Genomic DNA, 14,694 nt, shown 5'->3' on the forward strand with positions numbered 1-14,694 from the left:
GGAAAGAGAAGATGACAAAGGCTGTAAGACTCGGGAGAGAAGCAGTTGTCAAACTCTTTTGGGTCAGCCTTATTTTATAAAAATTTCGAAAAATTAGATAAATGAACTATCGGAGGGATATTCATGGAAAAGCGAATCGCAGTATTGCCGGGTGACGGGATTGGCAAGGAAGTTGTTCAAGGTGCGATTGAGGTTTTAAAAGCGGTGGGTGAACGTTATAATCACCAATTTTCTTTCGCATTTGCAGAAATCGGCGGATCAGCATATGATTCTACGGGAGTACCTCTTCCAGAAGAAACCATTAAAATTTGTAAAGAAAGCGATGCAGTTCTTCTAGGAGCTGTGGGTGGTCCTAAATATGATACGGTACCTGTTCACCTTCGCCCTGAACAAGGTTTATTACAAATTCGTAAAGCATTAAACTTGTTTGCCAATTTACGTCCAACAACTTATTTCGCTAGTTTAGCAGACTCTTCACCACTTAGAAAAGAGATCATTGAAGGTGTCGATATGCTGATGGTTAGAGAGTTAACAGGCGGAATCTATTTTGGTCAACCAAGAGAACGTAGAGAGGTTAACGGAAAAGAAGCGGTTGTTGACACGCTTTATTATGAAAGAGACGAAATTGAACGCGTGATTCGTCAAGCATTCGAATTAGCGAAAACAAGAAAGAAAAAAGTTACGTCTGTTGATAAAGCTAATGTATTGGAATCAAGCCGCTTATGGCGCGAAGTGGCTGTTGAAATCAGCAAAGACTATCCAGAGATCACACTTGAGCATATGCTTGTTGATAATGGTGCCATGCAATTAGTTCGTAACCCTAAGCAATTTGATGTAGTAGTAACAGAAAATATGTTTGGTGATATTTTAAGTGATGAAGCATCTGTATTAACCGGCTCATTAGGAATGCTGCCATCTGCAAGTATTTCAGAGGAAGGGCCATATCTATATGAACCAATTCATGGCTCCGCTCCAGATATCGCTGGTAAAAATATTGCCAATCCATTAGCAACAATCCTATCTGCTGCCATGATGCTGAAAGTTTCTTTTGGATTAGATGAAGAGGCAGCTGCAATTGAAAAAGCAGTCAATAGCGTTCTAGATGCAGGATTTAGAACAGGCGACATCATGTCAGAAGGAAAAACGCAAGTATCAACAACAGAAATGACCGAAGAAGTAAAGAAAGCTCTTTAAAAATATAAAAATTACTAAAAATTATAAATTGTCATAGCTGAATTATTATTCTATGATAATAGTATCGCAAAGCAACTTGAGGGGGGAAATCGAATGGGTAAGTCAATTATTGATAAAGTTTGGGACAAACATATTGTCCATCAAGAAGAAGGAAAACCGGATTTACTGTACATTGATTTACACTTAGTACATGAAGTAACTTCACCGCAGGCTTTTTCTGGGCTGCGCATGAAAAATAGAAAAGTAAGAAGACCTGATAAAACCTTTGCAACGATGGATCATAATATTCCAACAGTTAATCGTACGGTTATTGAGGATGAAGTAGCAAAGAACCAAATGACAACCTTAGAGAAAAACTGTATCGAATTTGGTGTTCCATTAGCAGGTATTGACAGTCCTGATCAAGGGATCGTCCATGTTATCGGCCCTGAGCTTGGCTTAACACAGCCAGGAAAAACAATCGTTTGTGGTGACAGCCATACATCAACACACGGTGCATTCGGCGCCATTGCTTTCGGAATCGGAACAAGTGAAGTAGAGCACACTTTAGCGACTCAAACACTTTGGCAAGCCAAACCAAAAACAATGAAGCTTGATTTTAAAGGAAAACTATCTGAAGGTGTAACTGCTAAAGATGTCATTCTTTATGTGATCGCAAAGCACGGAATTGGTTTTGGAACAGGACATATCATTGAGTATTGCGGAGAGGCTATTCGCAATATGTCAATGGAAGAACGCATGACAATCTGTAATATGTCTATTGAAGGTGGAGCTAGAGCTGGTCTTGTTGCACCAGACGAAACAACATTTGCTTATTTAAAAGGAAGAAAATATGCACCGGTAAACTTTGATCAGGCAGTTGAAGTATGGAAAGAGCTTGTATCTGATGAAGATGCTGAATATGATACAGTGATTGAAATTGATGCAGCTGATATCGAACCAATGGTCAGCTGGGGAACAAATCCTTCCATGACAGCAAAAATCAGTGAAAGTATTCCAACTCTTGCTGATTGTGAAACGGAAACAGATAAAAAGGCATTAGCAAATGCACTTCAATATATGGGATTAAAAGAAGGACAAAAGATTGAAGACATTGAAATTCAACATGTTTTCATTGGTTCTTGTACAAACTCCCGCATGGAAGACCTTCGTGCAGCAGCGGAAGTGGCAAAAGGGAAAAAAGTACACCCAGGTGTTCGTGCATTAGTCGTACCAGGTTCGCAGCAGATAAAATTAAAGGCTGAACAAGAAGGGTTAGATAAAATCTTTATTGATGCAGGTTTCGAATGGCGTGAGTCCGGCTGCAGCATGTGCTTAAGTATGAATAATGATGTAGTACCTGCAGGCGAGCACTGTGCTTCCACATCAAACCGTAACTTTGAAGGAAGACAAGGAGCAGGAGCTAGAACGCATTTAGTAAGCCCTGCAATGGCAGCAAATGCTGCGCTTCATGGCAAATTTGTTGATGTTCGTAAATCAGAGATATTGAACTAAGGGGGGAAACTTCGTGAGCGGTTTTAAAACACATACAGGAAAAGCAGTTGCCCTTGATCGGGTAAATGTCGATACAGACCAAATCATTCCAAAACAATTTTTAAAACGAATCGAAAAAACAGGGTTTGGACAATTCGTTTTTTACGGTTGGCGTTATCTTGAAGATGGTACATTAAATCCTGACTTTGAATTAAACCAGCCTGAGAATCAAGGAGCTTCTATCTTGGTTGCCAATGAGAATTTTGGCTGCGGTTCTTCTCGTGAGCATGCTCCATGGGCGTTACAAGACTTTGGCTTCAAAGCTGTGATTGCACCATCATTTGCAGATATCTTTTATCAAAACTGTTTAAAAAATGGCATGCTGCCAATCAGACTTGAAAAAGAAAAAGTAGAATATATCCTAAAGGCTGCAAAAAATCAACCTTATGAATTAACGATTAATCTTGAAGACGAAACTGTTTCAGATAACAAAGGCTTTAATGCTTCGTTCAGTGTGTCACCTTATTGGAAGAAAATGCTTATCAATGGCTGGGATGAGATTGAGATTACTCTTCAGCTTGATGATGCCATTTCTAAATATGAACAAGAAAATGCACCGATTAAATAATTGATAAAAATCCACAGTTTTATCTGTGGATTTTTTTTGGAGTTCTTCGTCCATTAGAAGAATAGTTTACTTTCGTTTTTTGCTTATGCTACACTAGCCTAAGGTGAAATTATTGAGGCTGATAAAATATGAATAATGAAAAACATAAAAGTAATAAGATTGTTTATTTTCCTGGTTTAGAGCAAAGACTGGTAGAAAAAGGATTAGAAAATCTACACCGGAAAAATTTTGATGAAGCTATTGAACTGTTGGAACATGCCATTGAATTAGATTCAAAGAATAGTGATAGTCATATAGGCCTATTACTTGCTTATTTTGATGCCGGTTTGGTAAAGAAAGCAACCGATTTAGTCGAGTATATGCTTCAAGAGGGTATCGGGAATGACTTAGAAATCATGAATATCTATATTATGTACCTTGTCCAGCTGCATAAATATGAAGAAGTTATTGTCACGATCCAAAGATTATTCGAGGAGATTAGTATTCCTCCTGAGCAACTTGAACATTTTCAACGGTTGCTTGATTTCAGTCAAAGAATGTTAGATAGCCCTATTGATCTGGATTATAAAGAACCAGCAGCAGATAAATGGATCAACAAGAAAATCGACCTTTTCCAGTATCAAAATCTCGAGGAGCAGATGATGCTGGCAGGTGATTTGAACAACAAAAACATCCGGCCCTTTGTTATGGAAATAACTGACTATCTTCAATCAAAAGAGGGAAGCCCCTTCTTTAAAACGCTGCTCTTAAATGTATTAAAAGAGCAGGAATATGATAAACCGGTTGAAATTCAGAAATTCGATAAAAATATAATCGTTATTCCGGAACAATTACCTAATTTAACTGAAAGCCCACAGCTTCAGGCGATCTTTGAATTAATTGGACAAAGACTGGAAAATGATGACCCGGTTCTATATGGCCATATAAAGTCATTGGTTGAACGGCAATTTTTTCTCTTGTATCCGTTTGAATTAGAATCATTCGAGATCGCAGCTTGGGCTGCAGCCTATCATGTATTAGGAAACGAGTATTTTGGAAATCATGATACAGCATCTTTATTAATGGAAGAATACGATGTTTTAGAAGCGGATATGAACAAGGCCGATTCATTTATACGTATGATTGAAGAAATTTCTTATCCTAATCTTTAAGTCTGCCTGTTGAAACAGTGACAACCTGTGTTATAATGTATTGGTGCTTTGTGAAAAAAAATCATATTACTATTAGAATATGATTGATTTATTAATCATATTCATTCATCATTTCGCTAGTAAATGTAAATGAAATAGATTGTTGGAGGGAAATAAAGTATGTCTGCAAAATTTGAAAAGCAAGAAGGGAACCAAGGGGTTCTTACAGTTGAAGTAGATGCAGAAACAGTAAACAAGAGCTTGGATTCTGCATTCCAAAAAGTGGTAAAGCAAGTAAATGTACCAGGATTCCGTAAAGGAAAAATGCCTCGTGCATTATTTGAAAAGCGTTTCGGTGTTGAATCACTTTATCAAGATGCAATCGATTTAATGCTTCCAGAAGCATATTCTGCTGCAATCGATGAAACTGGTATTGAGCCTGTTGATCGTCCTGAAATCGATGTTGAGCAAATTGAAAAAGGAAAGACATTTATTTTTACTGCAAAGGTTACAGTGAAACCAGAAGTAAAGTTAGGCGAATATAAAGGACTTGAAGTTGAAGCGTTTGATACAACTGTGACAGATGAAGATGTTGACAATGAAATCAAAGCTTTACAAGAAAGACAAGCTGAGCTTGTAGTGAAAGAAGAAGGAAAAGCTGAAAACGGCGATACAGTTGTTATGGACTTTGAAGGCTTTGTTGATGGTGAAGCGTTTGAGGGCGGAAAAGCTGAAAACTATTCATTAGAACTTGGTTCAGGTCAATTTATTCCAGGCTTTGAAGAGCAATTAGTTGGTCTTGCTGCTGGTGAATCAAAAGACGTTGAAGTGACATTCCCTGAGGAATACCATGCTGCTGAACTAGCTGGAAAGCCTGCTGTTTTCAAAGTAACTCTTCATGAAATTAAAGCAAAAGAACTTCCAGAACTAGATGATGAATTTGCTAAAGATGTAGACGATGAAGTTGAAACTTTAGATGCATTAAAAGAAAAAATCAAATCTCGTTTAGAGCATGACAAAAAGCATCAAGCAGAACACCATATCCAAGATGCTGTTGTTGAAAAAGCAACTCAAAACGCTGAAATCGATGTTCCTCCAGTAATGATTAATAATGAAGTGGACCGCATGCTTCAAGAATTCGAACAACGTCTACAAATGCAAGGCATGAATCTTGAGCTTTACTTCCAATTCTCAGGTCAAAATGAGGAAGCACTTCGTGAACAAATGAATGAAGAAGCTGAACAGCGTGTTCGCGGAAGCTTAACTCTTGAAGCAATTGCAAAAGCTGAAAATATCGAAGTAACTGATGAAGAGATCAATGAAGAGTTGGAAAAAATGGCTGGCATGTATAACATGACTGTTGATAATATCCAAAAAGCGCTTGGAAGCCTTGACGGACTTAAGGGCGATCTTCAAGCAAGAAATACAGTTAAGTTCTTAGTTGACAACAGTAAAACAGTTGAGAAACAAGCTTAATAATTTCTTGGGTTTTTGAACATTATTAAAAACAAGGTGCGATTTTATCGTACCTTGTTTTATATTATGGTAAAATCACATATAATAGATAAAAGTAACTCTTCAGCGAAGGTTTTAATTTGAAGATACAGGAATATATATAATACATATAAGATCTAAATGGAATAATGATCATTATTGTTATTAATAGTGATAAGAAATCATTACATAAATGGGCTACGGATCATTTGGCAATAAAAACCTTCGGCTATTTGTCTTCTTGCAAGAGTTATTATTTCCTGTATTTTTATAAAATGTGTTACAATTCAATAAATAGTAACATTCTATATATATTGCGAGTGATCCACGTTAGTTATAGATTACATAATGTCATTCAAGGGGTGAAAATATTGTTCAAGTTTAATGACGAAAAGGGACAATTAAAGTGCTCGTTCTGTGGAAAGACACAGGAACAAGTACGCAAGTTAGTTGCAGGACCGGGCGTTTATATTTGTGATGAATGTATTGAGCTTTGTACTGAAATTGTTGAAGAGGAATTAGGTACAGAAGAAGAGATTGAATTTAAAGATGTGCCAAAGCCGGCTGAGATTCGCGAAATACTTGATGAGTACGTAATTGGACAAGACCAAGCTAAAAAATCTTTATCTGTAGCGGTTTATAACCATTACAAGCGAATTAACTCAAACAGTAAAATCGATGAGGTTGAACTGGCAAAAAGTAATATTGCAATGATTGGACCTACAGGAAGCGGTAAAACATTGTTAGCGCAAACATTAGCACGAATTTTAAATGTACCATTTGCGATTGCTGATGCTACATCGTTAACCGAAGCTGGATATGTAGGCGAAGATGTAGAAAATATCCTGTTAAAGCTTATTCAATCTGCTGATTATGATGTTGAAAAAGCGGAAAAAGGAATTATCTATATTGATGAGATTGACAAAATTGCCCGCAAGTCTGAAAACCCATCCATTACAAGAGATGTATCAGGAGAAGGTGTACAGCAGGCATTGTTAAAAATTCTTGAGGGAACTGTTGCAAGTGTTCCTCCACAAGGCGGAAGAAAACATCCTCATCAAGAATTTATTCAAATTGATACAACGAATATTTTATTTATTTGCGGCGGTGCTTTTGATGGAATTGAAACAATCATTAAACGCCGTCTTGGTCAAAAAGTAATTGGTTTTGGTTCCGACATAAAAGAGCAGGAAGTTGAGCAAAAGGATTTGCTTTCGAAAGTGTTACCGGAAGACTTATTACGATTTGGTCTAATTCCGGAATTTATCGGACGTTTACCAATTATCGCCAGTCTGTCACAGCTTGATGAAGAAGCATTAATTGAAATCTTAACAAAGCCAAAAAATGCTTTAGTAAAGCAATATCAAAAAATGCTTGAGCTTGATGATGTTGAGCTTGAATTTGAAGAAGGTGCACTGCTTGAAATAGCTAAGCAGGCAATCGAAAGAAAGACTGGCGCACGTGGATTGCGTTCTATCATCGAAGGAATCATGCTCGATGTTATGTATGAACTGCCATCACGCGATGATATTTCTAAGTGTATCATTACAAAAGAAACTGTTACGGATAAGACTGATCCTAAGTTAATCCTGACTGATGGAACAATCGTAGAAGAAAAAAGAAAAACTTCTGCATAAATGAAAAAAGCCAAACCTTGTGGTTTGGCTTTTTTTTTCTGTAACCTGCTATTCAGACTCAGAAAATTTGTTTATTCCTGCTTTGTGAAGGAGATACTAGCAATTATCACCTAGTATTAATTTGCAGGAGGGAATCCGATGAGTTGGACAGGTATTGTCTTGTTTATACAATTATTTTTCGGTGTTGTAATTGGTATATATTTTTGGAATTTATTAAAAAACCAACGTACACAAAAAGTATCCATTGACCGGGAATCAAAAAAGGAAATGGACCAGTTAAGAAAACTAAGGGATATTAAGTTAAGTGAACCGTTATCTGAAAGAGTACGCCCGGCAAGTTTTCAAGATATTGTGGGACAGGAGGATGGGATTAAATCTTTAAAGGCTGCTTTATGCGGACCCAATCCACAGCATGTCATTATATACGGTCCTCCAGGAGTAGGGAAAACAGCAGCTGCCAGACTAGTGTTAGAGGAAGCAAAAAAGAATCCCAAATCGCCCTTTCAACAATCTTCAGTGTTTGTGGAACTCGATGCGACAACAGCAAGATTTGATGAAAGAGGAATAGCCGACCCATTGATTGGTTCCGTACATGATCCGATTTATCAAGGAGCAGGGGCGATGGGACAAGCCGGCATCCCTCAGCCAAAGCAGGGTGCCGTAACAAATGCTCATGGCGGAGTATTGTTTATTGATGAAATTGGAGAGCTGCACCCGATTCAAATGAATAAATTATTGAAGGTGCTCGAGGATCGTAAAGTATTCTTAGAAAGTGCTTATTATAATGAGGAAAATACACAGATTCCCAATCATATCCATGATATTTTTAAGAATGGACTCCCGGCGGATTTCCGCCTAATAGGGGCAACAACAAGAACGCCAAGTGAAATCCCGCCGGCAATTCGCTCACGCTGTATGGAGGTTTTTTTCCGCGAATTAAGCGAAGAGGAAATTGCAACTGTCGGAAAAAAAGCAGCTGATAAAGTACACATGCAAATCAATGAGAAGGGAATTGAAATTCTTGCGTCATATGCCCGCAATGGCCGGGAAGCTGTCAATATGATTCAACTCTCAGCCGGATTAGCTATTACAGAGGATCGACAATACATAAAAGAAGAGGACATTGAATGGGTGGTCCATTCAAGCCAGCTAAGTCCAAGAATGGAAAGAAAGATTAACAACGAGTCTACTGTTGGGCTTGTTAATGGGCTGGCCGTTCATGGACCTAACACAGGAACACTCTTAGAAATTGAAGTAACCGTTATTCCGGCCAAAAAGAATGGAACGATCAATATTACAGGGATTGTGGAAGAAGAAAGTATTGGAAATAGCGGAAAATCAATTCGCCGCAAAAGTATGGCAAAGGGTTCAATTGAGAATGTTATTACTGTATTACGGTCGATGGGGGTTCCTGCGGATGAATATGATATTCATGTGAATTTCCCTGGCGGAGTTCCGATCGACGGTCCGTCAGCCGGAATTGCAATGGCAACAGGAATATACTCCGCAATTTACAAGCTTCCAATTGACAATACGGTAGCAATGACAGGTGAGATCAGTATTCATGGAAATGTGAAGCCGATAGGCGGAGTCTATCCGAAGGTGAAAGCGGCAAAAAAAGCGGGTGTGAAAAAAGTGATCATTCCAAAGGAAAACATGCAAACGATTTTACATGAAATAAAAGAGATTAAGATTGTTCCTGTTACACATATTAATGAAGTGTTTGATTTGGCGTTTAATAAGGAGTACAACTCCAGACAATCTATTTCTGCATCATCACTTGAAATAACAAAGAAAGAAAGCATTTAATGCTGTGATAAAAAGTATGGCAGGATAATGAAAAGCAAAGCTTCGGTTTGTCTCTTTTAAGACAAGGCGAAGCTTTATTATGTGCACCAATTAAGAGAGGCTAAGGCCATACTCCTCTATCTTTTGACAAGCATCCACGTTATTAGACACGTGGACTTAAATACGATAAAATTGGTAAAAAGGAAATGTTAGTGATATATGGAAAATAAACATCTGGGGGTGTAATGAATGGTAAATAATGAAGAAGTGATCGTACCTTTGCTGCCGCTTCGTGGACTGCTTGTATATCCGACAATGGTTCTCCATTTAGATGTTGGCCGTGACAAGTCCGTGCAAGCCCTTGAGAAAGCAATGGTTGATAACCATCTCATATTTTTAACCACACAAAAGGACTTGTCAGTCGATCTGCCAGAGGAAGAGGACCTTTACCGAATTGGTACGTTAACAAAGGTAAAGCAAATGCTAAAGCTTCCGAACGGTACCATCCGTGTCTTAATCGAAGGTTTAAAGCGGGCAGAAATTATCGAGTATATTGATGAACCGGATTACTTTCTGATTCGTTTAAAAACATATGAAGACCGTGAGACGACTGATCCTGAAGATCTAGCTTTAATGAGAATGATGCTAGAATACTTTGAACAATACATAAAAGTGTCAAAAAAAATCTCTGCTGAGACGTATACATCTGTCAGTGATATAGAAGAGCCTGGACGGATGGCTGATATTATAGCATCACATCTTCCGTTAAAGCTAAAAGAAAAACAAGATATATTAGAATTGATTGATGTAAAAGAACGGATGAATCGTGTCATCGAAATCATTCATAACGAAAAAGAAGTATTAAATTTAGAAAAGAAAATTGGACAAAGAGTCAAAAAGTCAATGGAGCGCACGCAAAAAGAATATTATTTACGCGAGCAGATGAAAGCGATCCAAAAAGAGCTTGGAGACAAGGATGGGAAGTCAGGAGAAGTAGCCGAGTTGACAGAAAAAATTGAAAAAATCGGCATGCCTGACCATGTAAAACAAACTGCTCTAAAGGAATTGGATCGTTATGAAAAGGTTCCATCCAGCTCTGCTGAAAGTGCAGTCATCCGCAATTATATTGATTGGCTCGTTTCTCTTCCATGGTCTAATGCAACAGAAGATGATATTGATATAGAAAAAGCCGAGCGGATCTTGAATCGTGATCATTTCGGCTTAGATAAAGTAAAAGAGCGTGTTCTCGAATATTTGGCTGTACAAAAGCTGACAAACTCTTTGAAGGGGCCGATTCTTTGCCTTGCCGGTCCTCCGGGAGTGGGAAAAACAAGTCTTGCCCGTTCGATTGCCACGTCATTAAACCGTCATTTTGTCCGTGTTTCCCTTGGCGGTGTCAGGGATGAATCAGAAATTCGCGGACACAGGAGAACCTATGTTGGTGCTATGCCTGGCCGAATTATTCAAGGCATGAAAAAAGCCGGAACGATCAATCCTGTATTTTTATTAGATGAAATTGATAAGATGTCAGGAGATTTTCGCGGGGATCCTTCTGCAGCCATGCTTGAAGTACTTGACCCGGAGCAGAATCATAATTTCAGCGATCATTACATCGAAGAACCCTATGACCTCTCTAAGGTAATGTTTATTGCAACAGCAAATGATTTAGGCACAATCCCTGGTCCGCTTCGTGACCGTATGGAAATTATTTCAATTGCTGGTTATACTGAGCTGGAAAAGCTCCATATTGCAAAAGATCATTTGCTGCCAAAACAAATTAAAGAGCATGGTTTAACAGAAGGACAGCTGCAAATTAGTGATGATGGAATCCTTCAAATTGTCCGCTACTACACACGGGAAGCGGGCGTAAGGGGATTAGAGCGAAAATTAGCTGGCATTTGCCGGAAGACAGCAAAAATTATTGTTTCTAGTGAAAGGGAAGAAGTTTCCATTACTGAGGAAAATCTTGAGGAGTTTCTTGGCAAGAAAATGTTCCATTACGGCCAGGCTGAGCTTGAAGATCAAGTAGGTGTTGCAACAGGGCTTGCTTATACGACAGTGGGCGGTGACACATTACAAATTGAGGTATCCTTGTCACCTGGTAAAGGAAAGCTTGTTTTAACAGGGAAACTAGGCGATGTCATGAAGGAATCTGCCCAAGCTGCTTTTAGTTATATTCGTTCAAAAGCAGAAGAACTGGGAATCGACCCGGACTTTCATGAGAAAACCGACATTCATATTCATGTTCCAGAAGGAGCAGTACCGAAGGATGGTCCTTCAGCTGGAATCACTATGGCCACTGCGTTAGCATCCGCTTTAACTGGTAAACCAATCCGCAAGGAAGTGGGCATGACAGGAGAAATCACCCTTCGTGGCCGGGTATTGCCAATTGGCGGGCTGAAAGAAAAAACATTAAGTGCACATCGGGCTGGATTAACCAAAATCATTTGTCCAAAGGAAAATGAAAAGGATTTAGATGATATTCCGGAAAGCGTTCGGGAAGAATTAGAGTTTGTACTAGTTTCCCACGTTGATGAAGTGCTGGAGCATGCACTAAAAAGCGAGGGATAGGAATGAAAATCAAAAGTGCAGATATTGTCATAAGTGCTGTTAAGCCTGATCAATATCCTAATGAGGTATTACCGGAATTTGCCTTAGCCGGACGTTCGAATGTTGGGAAATCGTCATTTATTAATAAATTATTGAATCGCAAAAACCTTGCCCGTACTTCTTCTAAACCGGGGAAAACACAAACATTAAATTTCTTTCTTATTAATGAAGAATTCTATTTTGTGGATGTTCCCGGATATGGTTATGCGCGTGTGTCGAAAACAGAGCGTGCTGCGTGGGGTAAGATGATTGAGACGTATTTAACAACAAGAGAGCAGTTAAAAGCCGTTGTGTTAATTATTGATTTACGTCATCCTCCGACAGAGGATGATGTCATGATGTATCAATTTTTAAAGCATTATGATATTCCCGTTATCATTATCAATACAAAGGCCGATAAGATTCCAAAATCAAAATGGCAAAAACATATGAAAATAACGCGTGAAACGCTGGAGCTTGATCCAAATGATACAATTGTTTTATTTTCATCAGAAACAGGCTATGGAAAAGATCAGGCATGGGCGGCAATGCAGAGCTATATGAAAGAAAATGAAGTAGAAAGAGCAAAAATAGAAGAAGCGGAACAGTAATGTTCCGCTTCTTTCGTTATTATTTTTTTCTTTTGAAGAATAATAAGTAGACACCAACTAGAATCAATGCTACGGGCCAAAACTTACTAAAGGTAGTAATATTATTTTCTAATAGACCAAACCAGCTCATGACTTGATTATAGAATAGTAATAATCCTGCTAGGGCAAGGAATAATACACCTTGAAATAGCCCATTGCGCGTCTTTTGATAGCGAAGTAAAAATCCAAGGGCAATAATTAAAATAAAGACGCCGAGCGCGTCCGGCCATAAGGATAGACGGTTAACAACATGAAAGTGGAAGCCAAAACCGGTAAGAATGACGCCAGGTAAGATGGCTTCATAATCGTTGCCGCCATAGCCTTGGCATAAAAAAGCAATTCCCACAATCATTAGCAGTGTCGGCCACGTCATAAATTCAGCAAATAATGGAAGATTCGCTTGCTGCAAGAAAAAGAAAATTCCAAAGCCAATTAAAATGATTCCAGGGAAAATACGCGCGTTCTTCATTTGACAATCCTTCCAATAATGATTAGTTGAATATTATTTGTTTTTTTGTTACTGTACTGATATAGGAAACTTAATAGAAAAGATTACTACTAGAGCTATATACTTAACTATCTTACCATACTACCAGAGGATAAACCGCAGAATTTGAGTGATTTCATATGAACTTTTCAAATAGTAATTGAAAGAATTTTGGTATAAATTCATATATTTGTAAAAAATATAAATATTACACATGCTATAATGAGTAAGGGGAATTATGCTTATTTTTTAGGGGGATAAAAATAACATGCATATTATTGTCGTTGGGATTAACCACAAAACGGCCCCGGTAGAAATCCGAGAACGTTTGACATTTGATCCATCTCAGCTAGGGGAAGCGATGAAAAAACTAAATGCTAAAAAAAGTATTCTGGAAAATGTCATTCTTTCTACATGTAATCGGACGGAAATCTATGCGGTCGTAGATCAACTACACACTGGTCGGTATTATATTAAGGAATTCTTAGCAGAATGGTTTCAAATTGAGCAGGATGAATTTTCGCCATTTCTATTTGTATATGACCAAGATGGTGCCATAGAGCATCTGTACAAAGTGGCATGTGGTTTGAATTCACTTGTTCTTGGGGAAACTCAGATTTTAGGCCAGGTTCGTTCAAGCTTTCTATTAGCTCAAGAAGAGCACACAACAGGTACTGTATTTAATCAGCTTTTCAAACAAGCTGTTACGCTGGCAAAACGGGCTCATTCTGAAACGGACATTGGCGCGAATGCAGTGTCTGTCAGTTATGCGGCTGTTGAGCTGGCGAAGAAAATCTTTGGTACCCTTGAAAATAAACATGTTCTAATTATTGGCGCCGGAAAGATGGGCGAGTTAGCAATCCAGAACCTTCATGGGAATGGAGCCAAGAAAGTAACTGTCCTCAACCGTACCTTTGAAAAGGCTGAATCGCTAGCTACTCGTTTCAATGGAGAAGCAAGATCATTAGATGAACTGCAATCAGCACTTATTGACGCAGATATTTTGATTAGTTCAACAGGTGCAAAGGATTTTGTTATCACGAAAAAAATGATTGAAAATGTAGAGAAAAAACGTAAAGGAAAGCCTTTGTTCATGGTAGATATCGCTGTACCGCGTGACTTGGATCCTGCCCTTAGTGAGTTGGACAGTGTTTTCCTTTATGATATAGATGATTTAGAAGGAATTGTGGAAGCTAACCTGCAGGAGCGGAGAAAAGCTGCTGAGACCATTTCTTTAATGGTAGAGCAGGAAATAGTAGAATTTAAGCAATGGCTAAATATGCTTGGTGTGGTGCCGGTTATTTCAGCTCTTCGTGAAAAAGCATTGACAATTCAGGCAGAAACAATGAAAAGCTTGGAAAGGAAACTTTCACATTTGAGTGAACGTGATATGAAAGTATTAAACAAACATACAAAGAGTATCATTAATCAAATGCTAAAGGATCCGATTTTACAAGCAAAAGAATTTGCCGGTGCAAAAGATGCTGATAAAAAATTGGAATTGTTCATGTCTATTTTTGCTATTGAGGAACTTGTTGATAATCAGCGAGAAATGAAAGCGGCCGAACAAAAACGGGTAAATGTTCATTCATCACAGCCTGTCTTTCAATCATAAAGAGGATAT

Annotated in this window: 11 protein-coding genes; 10 read left to right on the forward strand and 1 reads right to left on the reverse strand. The window is 38.3% G+C overall.

Features of this window, described 5'->3' with window-relative positions; all coding sequences use genetic code 11:
- The first annotated feature begins 123 nt into the window (after positions 1-123).
- The 9 genes from leuB (at position 124) to yihA (ending at position 12,544) form a co-directional block, all read left to right on the forward strand.
- A complete protein-coding gene (gene leuB / locus R4Z09_RS06065) occupies positions 124-1,194 on the forward strand; it encodes a 3-isopropylmalate dehydrogenase (protein ID WP_338451444.1) in 1,071 nt (356 codons plus the stop codon).
- Between the two features lie 93 nt (positions 1,195-1,287).
- Positions 1,288-2,688, forward strand: a complete 1,401-nt coding sequence (gene leuC / locus R4Z09_RS06070) for a 3-isopropylmalate dehydratase large subunit (protein ID WP_338451445.1) — start codon at positions 1,288-1,290, stop codon at positions 2,686-2,688.
- Positions 2,689-2,701: 13 nt separating this feature from the next.
- A complete protein-coding gene (gene leuD / locus R4Z09_RS06075; RefSeq protein ID WP_338451446.1) occupies positions 2,702-3,295 on the forward strand; it encodes a 3-isopropylmalate dehydratase small subunit in 594 nt (197 codons plus the stop codon).
- Positions 3,296-3,423: 128 nt separating this feature from the next.
- Positions 3,424-4,446, forward strand: coding sequence for a tetratricopeptide repeat protein (locus R4Z09_RS06080; RefSeq protein WP_338451447.1), 1,023 nt, complete (start codon positions 3,424-3,426; stop codon positions 4,444-4,446).
- Between the two features lie 159 nt (positions 4,447-4,605).
- Positions 4,606-5,901, forward strand: a complete 1,296-nt coding sequence (tig, locus tag R4Z09_RS06085; protein WP_338451448.1) for a trigger factor — start codon at positions 4,606-4,608, stop codon at positions 5,899-5,901.
- Between the two features lie 389 nt (positions 5,902-6,290).
- Positions 6,291-7,556, forward strand: a complete 1,266-nt coding sequence (gene clpX, locus R4Z09_RS06090) for an ATP-dependent protease ATP-binding subunit ClpX (RefSeq protein WP_338451449.1) — start codon at positions 6,291-6,293, stop codon at positions 7,554-7,556.
- Between the two features lie 138 nt (positions 7,557-7,694).
- A complete protein-coding gene (gene lonB / locus R4Z09_RS06095; protein ID WP_338451450.1) occupies positions 7,695-9,365 on the forward strand; it encodes an ATP-dependent protease LonB in 1,671 nt (556 codons plus the stop codon).
- A gap of 228 nt (positions 9,366-9,593) precedes the next feature.
- Positions 9,594-11,915 (forward strand): endopeptidase La, encoded by a 2,322-nt coding sequence (lon, locus tag R4Z09_RS06100; RefSeq protein WP_338451451.1) that lies wholly within the window; start codon positions 9,594-9,596, stop codon positions 11,913-11,915.
- Between the two features lie 2 nt (positions 11,916-11,917).
- Positions 11,918-12,544, forward strand: a complete 627-nt coding sequence (gene yihA / locus R4Z09_RS06105) for a ribosome biogenesis GTP-binding protein YihA/YsxC (protein WP_338451452.1) — start codon at positions 11,918-11,920, stop codon at positions 12,542-12,544.
- A gap of 19 nt (positions 12,545-12,563) precedes the next feature.
- Here yihA and R4Z09_RS06110 read toward each other — a convergent pair whose 3' ends face one another.
- Positions 12,564-13,052, reverse strand: coding sequence for a LiaF transmembrane domain-containing protein (locus R4Z09_RS06110; RefSeq protein ID WP_338451453.1), 489 nt, complete (start codon positions 13,050-13,052; stop codon positions 12,564-12,566).
- A 286-nt stretch (positions 13,053-13,338) separates the two neighbouring features.
- Here R4Z09_RS06110 and hemA point away from each other — a divergent pair, with 286 nt between their 5' ends.
- Complete coding sequence (gene hemA / locus R4Z09_RS06115) at positions 13,339-14,685, forward strand: glutamyl-tRNA reductase (protein WP_338451454.1); 1,347 nt, start codon at positions 13,339-13,341, stop codon at positions 14,683-14,685.
- Positions 14,686-14,694 lie beyond the last annotated feature (9 nt).

Source organism: Niallia oryzisoli, assembly GCF_036670025.1.
GTDB lineage: Bacteria > Bacillota > Bacilli > Bacillales > Cytobacillaceae > Bacillus_BD > Bacillus_BD oryzisoli.

What these genes read in the sequence shown, in the direction of transcription:
- leuB (WP_338451444.1), top strand. Translation starts at nt 124, where the DNA reads ATGGAAAAGCGAATCGCAGTATTGCCGGGTGACGGGATTGGCAAGGAA.
- leuC (WP_338451445.1), top strand. Translation starts at nt 1,288, where the DNA reads ATGGGTAAGTCAATTATTGATAAAGTTTGGGACAAACATATTGTCCAT.
- R4Z09_RS06080 (WP_338451447.1), top strand. Translation starts at nt 3,424, where the DNA reads ATGAATAATGAAAAACATAAAAGTAATAAGATTGTTTATTTTCCTGGT.
- tig (WP_338451448.1), top strand. Translation starts at nt 4,606, where the DNA reads ATGTCTGCAAAATTTGAAAAGCAAGAAGGGAACCAAGGGGTTCTTACA.
- lonB (WP_338451450.1), top strand. Translation starts at nt 7,695, where the DNA reads ATGAGTTGGACAGGTATTGTCTTGTTTATACAATTATTTTTCGGTGTT.
- lon (WP_338451451.1), top strand. Translation starts at nt 9,594, where the DNA reads ATGGTAAATAATGAAGAAGTGATCGTACCTTTGCTGCCGCTTCGTGGA.
- yihA (WP_338451452.1), top strand. Translation starts at nt 11,918, where the DNA reads ATGAAAATCAAAAGTGCAGATATTGTCATAAGTGCTGTTAAGCCTGAT.
- R4Z09_RS06110 (WP_338451453.1), bottom strand. Translation starts at nt 13,052, where the DNA reads ATGAAGAACGCGCGTATTTTCCCTGGAATCATTTTAATTGGCTTTGGA.
- hemA (WP_338451454.1), top strand. Translation starts at nt 13,339, where the DNA reads ATGCATATTATTGTCGTTGGGATTAACCACAAAACGGCCCCGGTAGAA.